13 protein-coding genes and 1 pseudogene are annotated in these 14,219 nt (G+C 66.8%); 6 read left to right on the forward strand and 8 right to left on the reverse strand.

Annotated elements, in window-relative coordinates; genetic code table 11:
* Positions 1-69: 69 nt before the first annotated feature.
* Both AC5RWX_RS16915 and AC5RWX_RS16920 read left to right on the forward strand, forming a co-directional pair.
* Complete coding sequence (locus AC5RWX_RS16915; protein ID WP_493939492.1) at positions 70-735, forward strand: hypothetical protein; 666 nt, start codon at positions 70-72, stop codon at positions 733-735.
* A gap of 23 nt (positions 736-758) precedes the next feature.
* A complete protein-coding gene (locus tag AC5RWX_RS16920) occupies positions 759-1,493 on the forward strand; it encodes a nicotinamide mononucleotide transporter (protein WP_493939491.1) in 735 nt (244 codons plus the stop codon).
* Here AC5RWX_RS16920 and paaZ read toward each other — a convergent pair.
* The 7 genes and pseudogenes from paaZ to AC5RWX_RS16955 form a co-directional block, all read right to left on the reverse strand.
* Positions 1,474-3,543: a phenylacetic acid degradation bifunctional protein PaaZ gene (gene paaZ, locus AC5RWX_RS16925; RefSeq protein ID WP_493939490.1), complete on the reverse strand. Its 2,070-nt coding sequence runs from the start codon at positions 3,541-3,543 to the stop codon at positions 1,474-1,476. The two genes, AC5RWX_RS16920 and paaZ, sit on opposite strands and share 20 nt — an antisense overlap.
* 218 nt (positions 3,544-3,761) lie before the next feature.
* Positions 3,762-4,541: a tyrosine-protein phosphatase gene (locus AC5RWX_RS16930; RefSeq protein ID WP_493939489.1), complete on the reverse strand. Its 780-nt coding sequence runs from the start codon at positions 4,539-4,541 to the stop codon at positions 3,762-3,764.
* Positions 4,538-5,135: pseudogene (locus AC5RWX_RS16935) on the reverse strand (GNAT family N-acetyltransferase). The gene AC5RWX_RS16930 and the pseudogene AC5RWX_RS16935 overlap by 4 nt, the downstream one beginning before the upstream one ends.
* A gap of 40 nt (positions 5,136-5,175) precedes the next feature.
* Complete coding sequence (locus tag AC5RWX_RS16940; protein ID WP_493939577.1) at positions 5,176-6,039, reverse strand: 3-hydroxyacyl-CoA dehydrogenase family protein; 864 nt, start codon at positions 6,037-6,039, stop codon at positions 5,176-5,178.
* A gap of 5 nt (positions 6,040-6,044) precedes the next feature.
* Positions 6,045-6,854, reverse strand: coding sequence for an enoyl-CoA hydratase/isomerase family protein (locus AC5RWX_RS16945; protein ID WP_493939488.1), 810 nt, complete (start codon positions 6,852-6,854; stop codon positions 6,045-6,047).
* Positions 6,854-8,065, reverse strand: a complete 1,212-nt coding sequence (locus tag AC5RWX_RS16950) for a thiolase family protein (protein ID WP_493939487.1) — start codon at positions 8,063-8,065, stop codon at positions 6,854-6,856. Before AC5RWX_RS16950 ends, AC5RWX_RS16945 begins: the two co-directional genes overlap by 1 nt.
* A gap of 216 nt (positions 8,066-8,281) precedes the next feature.
* Positions 8,282-8,755, reverse strand: a complete 474-nt coding sequence (locus tag AC5RWX_RS16955) for an SRPBCC family protein (RefSeq protein WP_493939486.1) — start codon at positions 8,753-8,755, stop codon at positions 8,282-8,284.
* Positions 8,756-8,912: 157 nt separating this feature from the next.
* On the opposite strand from AC5RWX_RS16955, the gene AC5RWX_RS16960 reads away from it, so the two are divergent.
* Positions 8,913-9,350 carry a VOC family protein gene (locus AC5RWX_RS16960; RefSeq protein WP_493939485.1) on the forward strand — a complete coding sequence of 146 codons (438 nt, stop codon included), beginning with the start codon at positions 8,913-8,915 and terminating at the stop codon, positions 9,348-9,350.
* An 85-nt stretch (positions 9,351-9,435) separates the two neighbouring features.
* On the opposite strand, the gene AC5RWX_RS16965 is transcribed toward AC5RWX_RS16960, so the two are convergent.
* Positions 9,436-10,338 (reverse strand): DUF2382 domain-containing protein, encoded by a 903-nt coding sequence (locus tag AC5RWX_RS16965; RefSeq protein ID WP_493939484.1) that lies wholly within the window; start codon positions 10,336-10,338, stop codon positions 9,436-9,438.
* Positions 10,339-11,063: 725 nt separating this feature from the next.
* Between AC5RWX_RS16965 and AC5RWX_RS16970 the strand changes: the two genes are divergently transcribed.
* The 3 genes from AC5RWX_RS16970 to AC5RWX_RS16980 all read left to right on the forward strand — a co-directional run bounded on the left by AC5RWX_RS16970 (position 11,064) and on the right by AC5RWX_RS16980 (position 14,175).
* Positions 11,064-12,002, forward strand: coding sequence for a 1,4-dihydroxy-2-naphthoyl-CoA synthase (locus AC5RWX_RS16970; protein WP_493939576.1), 939 nt, complete (start codon positions 11,064-11,066; stop codon positions 12,000-12,002).
* 10 nt (positions 12,003-12,012) lie between these two features.
* On the forward strand, positions 12,013-13,170 hold the full coding sequence (locus AC5RWX_RS16975; RefSeq protein WP_493939483.1) for an AMP-binding protein: 1,158 nt from the start codon (positions 12,013-12,015) through the stop codon (positions 13,168-13,170).
* A 123-nt stretch (positions 13,171-13,293) separates the two neighbouring features.
* Entirely contained in the window at positions 13,294-14,175 is an 882-nt protein-coding gene (locus tag AC5RWX_RS16980; protein WP_493939482.1) for a 1,4-dihydroxy-2-naphthoate polyprenyltransferase, read from the forward strand.
* Positions 14,176-14,219 lie beyond the last annotated feature (44 nt).

Here is a 14,219-nt window from a genome sequence, read left to right on the forward strand (position 1 = left end):
CCCACGTGCCTGCTGAATTCCCGGTCGGCGCCTGCTAGGCTGGCGTCAACCAGTCGGCGTTATGGGGACGTGATCGATATGGATGGGGTGTCCTGGTGGGTGCCGGCGCTGAATATGGCGCTCACAATTGCCGCCATCGTCTTGTTCTCCTACCGCGTGTTCTGGGCCTGGCTGCTCCCGGTAACCGCCACCGCCGTGCTGCTGGCCACCGGAATCCCCAACGGACGCTTGAACACCAGCACTGTCTTCGTGCTGGCCGCCGCGCTCTACGGCCTCTGGAAATGGACCCAGTATCGACGGGAAGGCATTCACGTGCCACTCCGCTCGGCGCACGGCCGTGAGTGGGGAATCGGCGCCGGGCTGTTGCTGCTGCTGTACCTCCTGAACGCGTTCGCGGGTGTCACTCCGATGGCGGACATCGGCCCGCTGTACCTGTTCAATGCACTGCTGGCAGCGCTTCCAGCGGTGATGTACCTTGGTTTCGCGCACGGGATCACGCAGTCGTGGTGGCTGGGCGTGGGACTCTCGCTGGCCACCATGTTCCTCTCCACCATCCAGAACGCACCACTGTGGTTCTCGATCTATGGCGCGGTCGCGGCAGGACTTCAAGTCTTCGGATACCTGACCTGGCAACATGCGATGCGGCGGCCTTCTCGGAGCAGACATCGATTGGCTCCCACACCCCCCGGCCGTCCGGCCACGCCCGGCACCGGCGCCTCTGGCCGGACCGTGTAAACAGCCACGCGGAGGCTGGCAGCATGGACTGGATCATGGCGCTGAAGGTCCCGGATGGTTCTGCCGGCACGCTGGTTTCCATGGGCCATCTGCAGGCATTGGTCGGGCTGGTCGCGGTCTTCCTGTTCGGGCTCCGCACACGCTGGGCCTGGTCTGTCTCGCTGGTCCAGCAGGCGATGGTCTTCCTGCTGCTCGTCATTCCGAGTTTCGGCGGCGGAGCCGCGTTCTTTGTCAACGCCTCCGTCATCGTGGCGCTGTTGCTGCCCTGCTACGGCGCCTGGCGCTGGCACGCCGCGGCCTTGCCCGGTGCGGCCGATGACCCCGGCGCCACCCTTGCCGCGGTGCAGGTCCGCCGGGCCACCGGCCGGGACTGGGGCATCTCCCTGCTGGTCCTGGCTGTTGGCACCTTGTTGTTCATGGCCAGCGATGTCCAAGCGGGCTTTCCCTGGGAAGGCGGATTGCTGACCGTCCTGGTGCTGCAGGCGCTGTACGCAGCCGTGCTCGCGGTGGTGTATCTGGGACTGGCCCACCGCATCTACGAGGCCTGGTGGCTCTGGTTGGCCTTCGCCGTAGTGCAGTTGGCCACGTCGCTGGTGTTTCCCAGTCCGCCGACTTCCCAGCTGCTGAACGGCGCCACGGTGTTGTTGGTGCTGGTCTCGTTCTGGCGCTGGCACACGGCGGTGTACCCGCCGGTCCCCGGGGCCAATGCCGCCGGGGACGCGGCAGGAGGAGCTACGGCTACTTCTCCACCAGGGTGAGCACGTCGTAGGTCGCGACGATCTCGTCGTTCTGGTTGGTCAGCACCGCGTCCCAGGCGACCTCGCCATACTCGTCCGTCTCCCGCGGCGTGATCCGCTTGGCGGTGAGTGTGACGCGGATGGAGTCGCCGGCGGCGACCGGGGTGATAAAGCGCAGGTTCTCCAGGCCATAGTTCGCCAGCACCGGTCCCGGCGCGGGTTCCACGAACAGCCCGGCGCCCCAAGCGAGCAGCAAATAGCCATGCGCCACGATGCCGGGGAAGAACGGGTTGGCGGCCGCAGCTTCCGGATTGGTGTGCGCGTAGAACGTGTCGCCGGTTTCATTGGCGAACGCGGTGATGTCCTCCAGCGTGACCTGGCGCAGTTCAGAACGCAGCGCGTCGCCGATCTTCAGGTCAGCCAGGCTCTTCCGGAACGGGTGGACGTCGTCGAAATTCTGGTCTGCGCCGGTATGCCACACGCCGGTCACGGCGGTGAGCATGTTCGGCGAACCCTGGATGGCCGTGCGCTGCATGTGGTGCAGCACGGAGCGGATGCCGCCCAGTTCCTCGCCGCCGCCGGCGCGGCCCGGACCACCGTGCACCAAATGCGGCACCGGGGAACCGTGTCCGGTGGACGTCCTGGCGTCCTCGCGGTTGAGAACCAGCACGCGGCCGTGGTGGGCGGCGATTCCGGTCACGAGCACGCGCGCGGTTTCCGGGTCATTCGTTGCCACGGTTGCTACCAGCGAGCCGGCGCCCATGGCGGCCAGCCGCACCGCGTCGTCCAGATCCTCGTAGCCGATCACGGAAGAGACCGGCCCGAAGGCCTCGAGCGAGTGCACGGCCTCGGCTTCCGCGTCCGCCCAGGTCAGCAGCACCGGAGACATGAAGGCCCCTTCGGAGTCCCCCACGGTCCCGTCGGCGCGGGTGACCTGCGGCGCGTCGAGCGTCCCGTAGGCCAGTTCGCCGCCGGCGTCGACCATGGCCTGGACCGCGGCGCGGACGTCGTTGAGCTGCTCCAGCGAGGCCAGCGCGCCCATGGTCACGCCCTCGGCCCGCGGGTCTCCGACGACGACGCGCTGCTCGATCCGGGCGCGGACGGCATCGGCTACATCCTGCATCAGGGCCTTGGGAACAATGGCACGGCGGATGGACGTGCACTTCTGGCCGGCCTTGGCGGTCATTTCGGTGACCAGCGACTTGATGTACGCGTCGAACTCCGGGGTGCCCGGCAGCGCATCGGGGCCGAGGATTGCCGCGTTGAGCGAATCCGCCTCGGCGGTGAAACGGATGCCGCCCTGGGCCACGTTCGGGTGGGACTTCAGCAGGTTCGCGGTGTCGGCGGACCCGGTGAAGGCCACGGCGTCGCGGTAATCCAAATGATCCAGCAGGTCACGGGCAGAACCGGAAATCAGCTGGAGCGAACCGGCCGGCAGAATGTTGGACTCGATGATCAATTTCACCGCGGCGGCGGCCACGTAACCGGTGGGAGTGGCCGGCTTGACGATGGTCGGCACGCCGGCGATGAAGGCCGGGGCGAACTTTTCCAGCATGCCCCACACCGGGAAGTTGAAGGCATTGATCTGCACGGCCACGCCGGGAATCCGGGTGTAGATGTGCTGTCCCATGAACGAGCCGTCCTTGGCCAGCACTTCTGCCGGGCCGTCCACCACGATCTGCGAGTTCGGCAGTTCGCGCCGGCCCTTGGAACCGAAGGTGAACAGCACCCCGATCCCGCCATCGATGTCGATCATGTTGTCGATCTTGGTCGCGCCGGTGCGGTGCGAAACCTCATACAACGCCTCGCGCCGCGCGTTCAGGTACTGCGCCAGCTCCTTGAGCTTGAGCGCGCGCTGGTGGAACGTCAGCTTGCCCAGCGAGGCCTGGCCGACCGTGCGGCCGTGTTCCACGGCGGCGGCCAGATCCAGCCCGTCCGTGCTGACCCGCGCCAGCACATCGCCGGTGCTGGCATCGCGGACCTCGGTGCCGGAAACGTCGCCCGCAGGCGTCCACCAGGCATCCTGGATGTAGCTGGGAACAATCTCGACATCAACGGCGGTAGAGGTCATCGTTGACAGCCCTTTCTTTTCCCTGGCCGGAGCGGAAAAGCGGCTGCCGGGCAGGGCGATAAAATACTGAACGGTCGGTCGGTAACGTACCTAGCCTACATGACCGTGCCTTCCTGCACAGCCCCTGCCCGCCACCGGCTTGCAGGGCCGCCGGCTTGCAGCGCTACCGACTTGCAGGCTACCGGCTTGCAGGCTACCGGCTTCAACCTGCTGGGGCGTCAGCCTGCCATCCGGGCACGGAGCGCCTCAACATCCCCTGGGGTCAGGTCATGGCGCAACAGGAACGGTTCCACCTCAAGCTGCGACAGCACCTGCAGCAGCGACCCGCGCATGTCGGCTACCCGCACTTCCAGTTCGTCGCCGCTGATGTAGCTCTCCACCGGATGCCGGTACGGACTGATCCGATGCCAGTCGTTGATACCGCGGATGCCCAGCTCATGTGCGTCAGCGATCTGCGCGGCGGGAACTCCGGCCAGCTGCAACAGCATCATGGAGATCATCCCGGTGCGGTCCCGCCCGGCGGAGCAGTGGACGACGACGGCGCCCTCCGCGTGCGCCAGCGTGCGGAAAACCTCTGCGATCAGTTCCGGGAAGATCCGCACGTTGTCCAGATAGAAGCGAGGGTGGTTCATATACGGGGCATTAACTGCGAGTTCAGGGTGGCCGGGCTCTTCGGTGGGCCGGTTCAGCAGAGTGAACCGGCCCAGAGCAGCCGGCGGCACCACCGGATCGGTCGGACGGCGCGAGCGTTCACCGGGGTTCCGCAGATCCACGATGGTGCGTACTCCGTCGTCGTACGCCTGCTGCCAGCCGGTGGCCGTCAGCCATTCCGCACGGCCCATTCGGAAGATATCCCCCGCCACCCGGCGGGCGTTGACCGCGCCTTCCCAAGCGACGGCGCCGGAATGGGCCTTGCCTGGCTCCGGCGGTCGTGCGGCGTCGCCGGCCTCGGGGACGCCGGAGCCTGCTGGCCCGGGGTCCATGGTCCGACCGCTCACGGCGTACGCTCCTTGCCGACCCGTTTCCGCAGCCGGGCCTTAACGTCCGGCCACTCGGAGTCCAGCACGGAGTAGACCACTGTGTCGCGGACGCGTCCGTCGGGCATCCTGGTGTGCCGGCGCAGCACGCCGTCCTGCCGGGCGCCAAGCCGCTCAGGCGTCACGGGACTGGCGGTTCAGGCGGTCCGTGCGGAACTCCACGGCACAGCAGCCGAGGCTTTCGAAGGCATGCCCCATCAGCTGCAGCTTGCTGTCCGGGTTGGTGCCGGTCCCCTGCGCGCTGGCCCGGATCCAGGTGTAGCCGATCTCCACCCGCGGCGCCGTTTCGTCGATATTGCAGAACGTGGTCATCCCCAGCACGGTGTCGTCGGACAGCCGGCGCACGGTAAACGGGATCATCCGGCCCTGGTCCTGGAGGTCCAGCCGCCGCCGGATTTCCAGTTCCATGGTGTGCGGCGACGGGATCCGCGTGTACCAGAGGTTCCACAGTTCGCCATCGTGCACCGCGTCCTCGAGCTCAGGCAGGTGCCGCACGCGCAAAGGCTGCAGCTTCACCAGGCTGCCGGTCAGCGTCAGCGGTTCGAACAGGGCCACCCCAGCAGCCTACAACCGCGGGCCACGGGGGCGCCGCCTGTTACTTCTCCCAGTCGAAGAAACCCTTGCCGGACTTGCGGCCGAGTTCGTCCCGGGCCACCTTGTCGCGCAGGATCTGCGGCGGGGCAAACCGCTCCCCCAGCGTCGAGTGAAGATACTCGGCGATGCCAAGGCGCACGTCCAGACCGACGATGTCGGTGGTCTTGAGCGGGCCGACCGGATGCTTGTAGCCCAGCACCATGGCGGCGTCGATATCTTCCGCCGAGGCCACGCCTTCTTCCACCATCCGCATGGCTTCCAGCGCAATGGCCACACCCAGCCTCGAGGAGGCAAAGCCCGGAGCGTCATGGACGACGACGGCGGTCTTCTGCAGTGCCTCGACCCAGCTCCGGGAGGCGGCGGCGAGCTCGTCCGACGTCCTCGGAGCCAGCACCACTTCCACCAGTTGCGACGCCGGCACCGGATTGAAGAAGTGCAGACCGCAGAAGTTCGCCGGCCGCTGCAGTTGGTCGGCCAGCTTGGTGATGGACAGCGAGGACGTGTTCGTCGCCAGCCACGCCGTCGGGGAAAGCTGTGCTTCGACGGCCTTCAGTGCGGTGGACTTGAGGTCGAAGTCCTCCGGCACGGCCTCCACCACCAGGCCACAGGTGGCGAACGAGCCGTAGTCGACGGACACCGAAAGCCGCGACGTCAGCGCATCCAGCGACTCTTCGGTGGTGCCACGTTCCACGCTCTTGGCCAGCGCGCCGGCCACCCGCTCGTGGGCGGCCTTGGCCGCGGCGTCGTCGCGCTCCACCACGACGACGTCGGCTCCCGCGGTGAGGAACGCATGGGCGATGCCGGCGCCCATCCGGCCACCGCCGAGGACACCTACAGTGTTGGGAATGGTCTGGACAGGGTTCATCTCGATCACTTGGATCCGTTCTGGTTCGCGGCGCTGCGGGCTGCGCTCTTGGCAGCGCTTTTGTCTAAGAACTGCTGCATCCGGTCGAATTTGGCCTGGGACTCGAACAGAATGCCCTGGGCGACGGTGTCGATCACCGGATGCGCCTCACGCGGGGTGTGGAACACGGTCTTGGTGAGGCGGACGGCCAGCGGGTCCTGTTTGCCGATCCGGTCCGCCAGCGCATGCGCGGCGTCGATCAGTGCGTCGGGTTCGTGGATTTCGGTGACCAGCCGCGCGGCCAGTGCTTCGTCGGCGTCCAGGATGCGGCCGGCCAGCAGGATCTCCTTGGCCAGCGGTTCTCCGACCAGTTCCTTGAGGCGCCAGGTGGCGCCGGCTGCGGCCATGATGCCCAGCCCGGTTTCGGGCTGGCCGATCTTCACCGACGGCGTGGCGATGCGGAAGTCGGCGGCGTAGGCCAGTTCCGCTCCCCCGCCGAGGGCGAAGCCGTCGAGGGCGGCGATGACCGGCAGCGGCAACCGGGCAATCCGGTGGAATACCGTGGAGTTGATGCCGGCCAGCGCGTCGTCGCGGCGGCGTTCCCGCAGCTGGGAGATATCAGCGCCCGAGGCGAAGATCCCTTTGCCGTTGACCTCGGTGCCGGACAGGATCAGGATCCGCGGTTCGCGCTCCAAAACGGCGCACACGGAGTGCAGTTCGTCCACCATGGCCTGGTCGATGGCGTTGCGGACTTCCGGCCTGTTCAACGTCACGTGCACGCGGTCTTCCCGCTCGTCCACGCGCAGCGTACTGAAGGAGTAGTCGTCGAAGAGCATCAGACCCGCTCGACGATCATCGAAGTGCCCTGGCCGACGCCGACACACATGGTGGCCAGGCCGCGCTGGGCGCCCTCACGCTCCATCCGGCCCAGCAGGGTCACCACCAGACGGGAGCCGCTGGAACCGAGCGGGTGCCCCAAAGCGATGGCACCGCCGTCGTTGTTCACGATGCTCTGGTCCAGCTTCAGGTCCCGCAGGACCGCGAGCGACTGGCTGGCGAAAGCTTCGTTGAGTTCTACGGCGCCCAGGTCGTCGATGCTCCAGCCGGCACGTTCCAGCACCTTGCGGGTGGCGGGCACCGGCCCGATGCCCATGATCTCCGGCGCGACGCCGGCCGAGGCGCCGTCGACAATCCGGGCGCGGGGCGTGAGGCCGAACTTGTTGACGGCGGCCTCGGACGCAATCACGATCGCCGAAGCACCGTCGTTGAGCGAACTGGAGTTGCCTGCGGTGACCACGCCGTCCGGCTTGATGATGGGGCGGAGTCCGGCCAGGACCTCCAGCGTGGTCCCGGGACGGGGGCCCTCGTCGGTGTCGACGACGGTGTCGCCCTTCCGGCCCTTGACCGTCACGGGGACGATTTCTTCCTTGAGCCGGCCGGCCTCGATGGCTGCGAGCGCACGCTCGTGGGACTGGACGGCGAACGCGTCCGCATCCTCGCGGGAAATGCCGTAAACGTCGGCCACTTCCTCTGCCGTCTCCGGCATGGAGTAGGTCATCTTGCCGCCGCGGCTGAGGTCGCCCTTGGCGAAACGCTGGTTGACGAAGCGCCAGCCGATGGAGGTATCGAAGATTTCGCCCGGTTTGGCGAAGGCCTTGGCCGGCTTCTCCTGTACCCAGGGGGCACGGCTCATCGATTCCACGCCGCCGGCGATGACGATGTCTGCGGCGCCGGCCTTGATCATGTGCGAGGCCTGGATGATGGCGCTGAGGCCGGAGGCGCACAGCCGGTTCACGGTGATGCCGGGCACGTGGTCGCCGTAGCCGGCCAGCAGCCAGGCCATGCGGGCCACGTTGCGGTTTTCTTCGCCCGCGCCGTTGGCGTTGCCGAGGATGACTTCTTCGACCGCATCAGGATCGATGCCTGCCCGGGCGACGGCATCCTTGACGACCAGCGCCGCCAAATCGTCGGGACGGACTGCGGACAGTGCGCCTCCGTAGCGGCCAACCGGGGTCCGGGCCCCGCCAATCAGGAATGCCTCAGCCATAGAAATAATCCCTCGCGCTTGATCAATCAACGATGACGATGAGCGGCCGTTCCCGGCTGCCAGAGACAGCAGAAATTACCGACCGACCGTTCTATAAAGAATCCCACGCGACTTTGAGCCGGTCAACTGGTGTGACGGTTTGCAGAAGCAGTCGGCTGGCGTGAGACCTCAGGGTTTACCTAGACAGCGGAGTTCGGGCGCTTTCCTTCTCCAACGTCACGCGTCGGCAGGGTCCCGGCCTTCGGCCTTCGCTGCGATCTCTGCCAGGTCCCTGGCCATCTGCTTGCGCGTCATACTCAGCCCCAGTTTCCCGAACAGCGCCAGCATCAACTTCGCGAAAGTTCCGGGATTCTCCATCTCCGCGCCGAAGAACATGGTGAGCCCGGTGCCGCCGTTTGCCGGCGCGAGCGTGAACCGGGTGGTGTAGTCGGCACCGTTGGAGTGTGCCTTGATTGTTGTGGAGGTCGGCGCGTCCACGTCCGCCACCCACATCTCCTCGGTGGCTTCCTTGCCCATCATCTTTCGGGTCTCCCGCCACCGGTAGCCTTCGGCGTAGTCGCCGGGCGTCATGATCTCCACCCGGGAGATGGAGCTGAGGGTCCGGGCGGAACCAGGAATATCGGTCAGGACGCGCCAGACGGCGTCGACCGGCGCGTTGACGTGCCGGACTACTTCAAGGTGATGGCCCACGGTGGCTCTTTCCTCCGGAGTCGTTGGTCTGCCAAGCCTAGCGGAGAGCAGATGTGTCTCGGGGAGCTCAGCCCCGCGGGGGCTCCTGGCTCCCTTGCGGACGGTTGCTGTCCCCGTTCCTCTACCGCAGACCGACGGGAGCCTTTACGCTCACGCCATGACGTACAACATCCAGATAGCCGTTGATTGCAAAGACGCCCATGCCCAAGCCGATTGGTGGGCGGAAACGCTGGGTTGGGCGGTGGAACCCACAGACCAGGACTTCATCACCAGGATGATCGAGCAGGGATTCGCCACCGACGCCGACACCATCGTGCACAACAACGTTCGCGTGTGGAAAGACGGAGCTGCGATCTGCCCGCCGGATCAAGTGGAGAGCAAGGCCAGGCAGCGGATTCTCTTCCAGCCGGTTCCGGAATCGAAATCAGTCAAGAACCGGGTGCACTGGGACGTCCGCCTGGCCGGGGAAGACAAGGACCAGGTCCGGGTACGCCTGGAAGCCCGTGGCGCCACCTTTTTGTACTCCGAGGCGCAAGGCCCGCACGGCTGGCACACGATGGCCGACCCGGAAAGAAACGAGTTCTGTATTTCCTAGGGGCTGCCGGACAGCGGCGGGGCCCCAGAGGATAGATCCCCCGGGGCCCGCACTGTGACAGTCGCTGTGACTTGAGCCTGTCCGCTTAGCCGCGGTGGCGGCCCTGCATATCATCGTCCGCTTCGATTTCTTCCTTGCGCACGTCCGTGGAAACGGTCTCCTGCTCGCTGACGGTTTCCTTGTCGAGCCGGACGCGTTCAACCGGGACGGTCTCCTTGTCCACTACCGGCTTTTCCGCGTGCAGGGTCACTTCGTGCTCGGCCTCGGTGAGGTCCGGTCCGGAGAGCGCCTCACCGCGGTTGGCTTCGGTGACCGGTTCACGCACGAGGCGTACCTCTTCATGCTGAACGGGGACCGTGCGGGTGACGTTCTCGGTGACGACGTACTTGCGCAGCCTGGCCTTTCCGACTTCCTGGGATTCGGTGCCTACCCACAGCCGCTCCTCCGAACGGGTCATAGCGTCGTCGGTCCCTGCGCGGGTGGTGTCCCTATCCGTCATCCCGGTTGTACCGGCGGTGCCGGTGGTATCGGCCATGCCGGTTGTACCGGCGGTGCCAGTGGTATCGGCCATGCCAGCGGCATTGGCGGTGCCAGTGGTCCCGCCGACGCCGGTGTGGGCATTGCCGCCCGTTCCGCTGTAGCCGGCGGTGCCGGCGTGTCCCGCAGTGCCTGCGGCCACCCCATAGTGACGGTAGAGACGTTCCTCCTCGTCCACCTCCAAATGTCCCTCCGGGTCCACCCGCGGGGCATCCTTGATTTGGTCCTTGGTGTATGGCACTCGGAGGTCCCCGCCCTCGGTGGTGGCGTTGTCAAGCGGGACAAAGCTTTCGGACATGCCGAACAGGCCGGTTTTGACCGTCGCCCAACTCGGCTCGTCGGTCCGGTCGTCGAGGTAGAGCTCCCCGAGCGAGCCGATTTTGTTTCCTTCGGAATCGATGACATTGGCGCTGCTGCCGACCAGACGGTCGATACTATCCTTGGCGATCATTTCATCTCCTTTTTTGTTTCCACCTGCCACGGCTTTACCGGGGCGAGCACGCACCCGCGGCACGGTTGTGCTGCCTGGAGCGCTGATGGTTTTTAATGGCCTGCCGCGCCCGCGGTAACGGGGAAGCGGTCAGATCGATAGGCCGTCGGCGGGCCGGGGTCCCATACCCGGCCTGCGGCCCAGCCCCGCAGGAGGGCCGTTTTATCTCGGCCTCTGGTTCCATGCAGGACCTGCCCCCTACTGTGTAAGCACAAACCTTGATGGGCGCGAATGAAATCCACTCGTGGCCTGGGCTCGCCCCAGGCCATCAAATATCCGGCCCCGGAAGAGGGCACCCGGGCCGGGTGATTCCACGGGGGCGGACGGCGCGGCGGCCGCCCTCGCCCCGCCCAAAACCTAAAACGACGGCGGATGTCGCCGTGACGTTTTGGGTGGTCGTCATGGGTTTTCCTCCTGACCGGCCGGGACCCACAGCGTGTGCTGGGTACCTGGCTAAACGTCTTCGGAAAGGTTGCTTACGTTGTAAGCAAAGCATGCTTAGCATTCATCTGCAACCCCCATCGGGGCAAATATCGTGGAGAAGTCACCCCCGGATTCCCGGACTGGTGACCGGCAGGAAGTCCTGACAACCGCGAGGATAAACTCGAAGGGTGACTTCCGAGACGCCTACCCCAGCCAGTAACACCACTTCCGCCAGCAGCACCGGCCGCCGGGCGCAGCCGGACCTGCCGGAAAAGGTTTCCGACCTCTTCGACCCGCAGCGTTGGCGTGTAGTGGACGGCTTCGACTTTCAGGACATGACCTACCACCGCCAGGTGGAGCGCGACGCCGACGGCAACGTGGTGCGGGACCTGCCCGCTGCGCGCATCGCGTTCAACCGTCCGGAGGTGCGAAATGCCTTCCGCCCCGGAACGGTGGACGAGCTCTACCGGGCGATGGACCATGCGCGGATGACCCCGGACGTCGCCACGGTGCTGCTGACGGGCAACGGTCCTTCCGCCAAGGACGGCGGCCATTCGTTCTGCTCGGGTGGCGACCAGCGCATCCGCGGCCGTGACGGTTACCGGTATGCCGACGGAGAAACGAAGGAGACCATCGATCCGGCCCGCGCCGGCCGGCTGCACATTCTGGAAGTCCAGCGGCTGATGCGCACCATGCCCAAGGTGGTCATCGCCGTCGTCAACGGCTGGGCCGCGGGCGGCGGACATTCGCTGCACGTCGTGTCCGACCTGACCATCGCCTCCCGCCAGCACGGCAAGTTCAAGCAGACCGACGCCACGGTCGGCAGCTTCGACGCCGGCTACGGCTCGGCGCTGCTGGCGCGGCAGATCGGCCAGAAGGCCGCCCGCGAGATCTTCTTCCTGGCCCGGGAGTACTCGGCCGAGGACATGGTCCGCATGGGCGCGGTCAACGAGGCGGTCGACCACGAGCGTCTCGAGGAGGTGGCGCTGGAATACGCGGCGGACATCGCCCGGCAGTCGCCGCAGGCCATCCGGATGCTGAAGTTCGCGTTCAACCTGGCCGACGACGGGCTGGCCGGCCAGCAGGTCTTCGCCGGTGAAGCCACCCGCCTGGCGTACATGACGGACGAGGCCGTCGAGGGCAAGGAAGCGTTCCTGGCCAAGCGCGATCCGGACTGGTCTTCGTACCCCTACTACTTCTAGGCTGGCCGGGATGGACATCCAGCCGGCCCTGTCCGCGCTGACCGCAGCGCTGGGCGGTGACGGCCCCGCCGTCGAAATCGCAGCCGACGGAACCCCGCTGCCGGTGACTTCGCCCGGGCTGGCCCCGGAGACCGCCGCGATTGTCCGGACCTCGGGGTCCACCGGCACGCCCAAGGCCACCATGCTGGGCATCGATGCGCTGGCAGCGTCGTCGATGGGCACCGCGCTCCGGCTGGGCGGCGAGGGCCAGTGGCTGCTGACGCTCGCACCCAACTACGTGGCCGGCCTGCAGGTGCTGGTCCGCTCGCTCTACGCGGGCACCCGGCCCTGGGCCATGGACCTGTCCCAGGGTTTCACCCCGCAGTCGTTCACCGATGCTTCCGCCGCGCTGACCGACCGCTTCCGCATTACCTCGCTGGTGCCCACCCAACTGCACCGGCTGCTCAGCTCCCCGGCGCCGGAAACGGTCAAGGCGCTGCGCCGCTTCGACGCGATCCTGCTGGGCGGGGCCCGGATGCCGGCGGCGCTGCGGACCGAAGCTGCCAAGCATTCGCTAAAGATCGTGCGCACCTACGGGATGAGCGAGACCTGCGGCGGTTGCGTGTACGACGGCGTGCCGCTTGCGGGCGTCAGGCTGCAGCTCGAAGAGGGCCGGGTGCTGATCGGCGGCGACGTGGTGGCCGGCGGCTACCTGGACAATCCGGAACTGACCGCAGCGCACTTCAGCGAGTCCGGCGGCACGCGGTGGTTCCGCACCGAGGACCTGGGCGAGGTAGACGACGCCGGTGCGCTCACCGTGAGCGGGCGCGCGGACGATGTGCTGATCACCGGCGGCGTCAAAGTGTCTGCGGCCGCCGTCGCCGAGGCAGTTGAAGGGCTGCCGGAGGTGCAGGCGGCATTGGTGGCGGGAATCGCGGATCCCGAGTGGGGCACCAAGGTGTGCGCCGCCGTCGTCGGCTCCGCCACAGCGGAGCAGATCCAGTCGCACGTACGCGCGGCATTGGGGGGTCCGGCCGTCCCGCGGCACATCCTCCGCATGGACTCACTGCCGCAGTTGTCCAATGGCAAACCGGACCGCTTGGCCGTGGCGGAGATGCTGCGCCGGTCCGCTAGCGAGAGTGCGCGGCACAGCGATCGGCAGCCAGGCGAGGAACCGCCCCAATCGTGACATCCGGCACTCCGGATCCGTCTGCTGCACGGCCCACCGGACGCCATGGGCGAGAATAGAACCTTGCTGCGGATGCCCGCAGCCCACGATGTACCAGTCCCCCACAGGTAAGGATCTTCCACAGTGGCTACTGCCGGGCAATGGCTCGAAGGGGCACGGCCCCGCACTCTTCCGATGTCGATGGCGCCGGTGATCATCGGCAGCGCGGCCGCCTACGAACTGGGTTCCTTCCAGCCGCTGCTTGCCCTTCTGGCCGCCCTGGTCGCGATCCTGTTCCAGGTGGGGGTGAACTACGCAAACGACTATTCGGACGGCGTCCGCGGGACCGACGACGTGCGCGTCGGGCCGCTGCGGCTGACCGGCTCCGGGCTGGCCACGCCGCAGGCTGTGAAGGCCGCCGCCTTCGGCAGCTTCGGACTGGCTATGGTCGCCGGGCTGGCGCTGATCATCCTGTCCCAGACCTGGCCGCTGCTGCTGGTGGGCGTGGGCTGCGTGATTGCGGCCTGGGGGTATACCGGCGGCAACAACCCGTACGGATACCGCGGGTTGGGCGAGGTCTACGTGTTCCTGTTCTTCGGCATCGTCGCCACCATGGGGACCACGTACACCCAGGCCCTGCAGGTCAGCTGGCCGTCCTTCATCGGTGCCGTTGGTACCGGCCTCATCGCCACTGCCCTGCTCATGGCCAATAACGTACGCGACATTCCCACCGACCGCGAGGTGGGGAAAATGACGCTGGCCGTCCGCATGGGCGACGAGGCCGCGCGGATCAGCTACGTCATGATGCTGGCGGTAGCCCTGCTGCTGCCGCTGCTTCTGGTGTACGACTTCCCATGGATTTTGCTGGTCCTGCTGCTGGTGCCGGCGTGCCTCACCCCGAGCTGGCTGATGCTCAAGGGCAAAAAGCGCGAGAGCCTCATTCCGGTACTGAAACAAACCGGCCTGATCAACCTGGGGTTCGCTGTCGCGTTCGGCCTGGGCCTGGTGCTCAGCGAGCTCATGTAGGCAATTGCTGCGGGCCCTGGCCCGGGGTCATACCGCCTACCTCA

The sequence above is a fragment of the Arthrobacter sp. SPT-J7 genome (assembly GCF_059089965.1).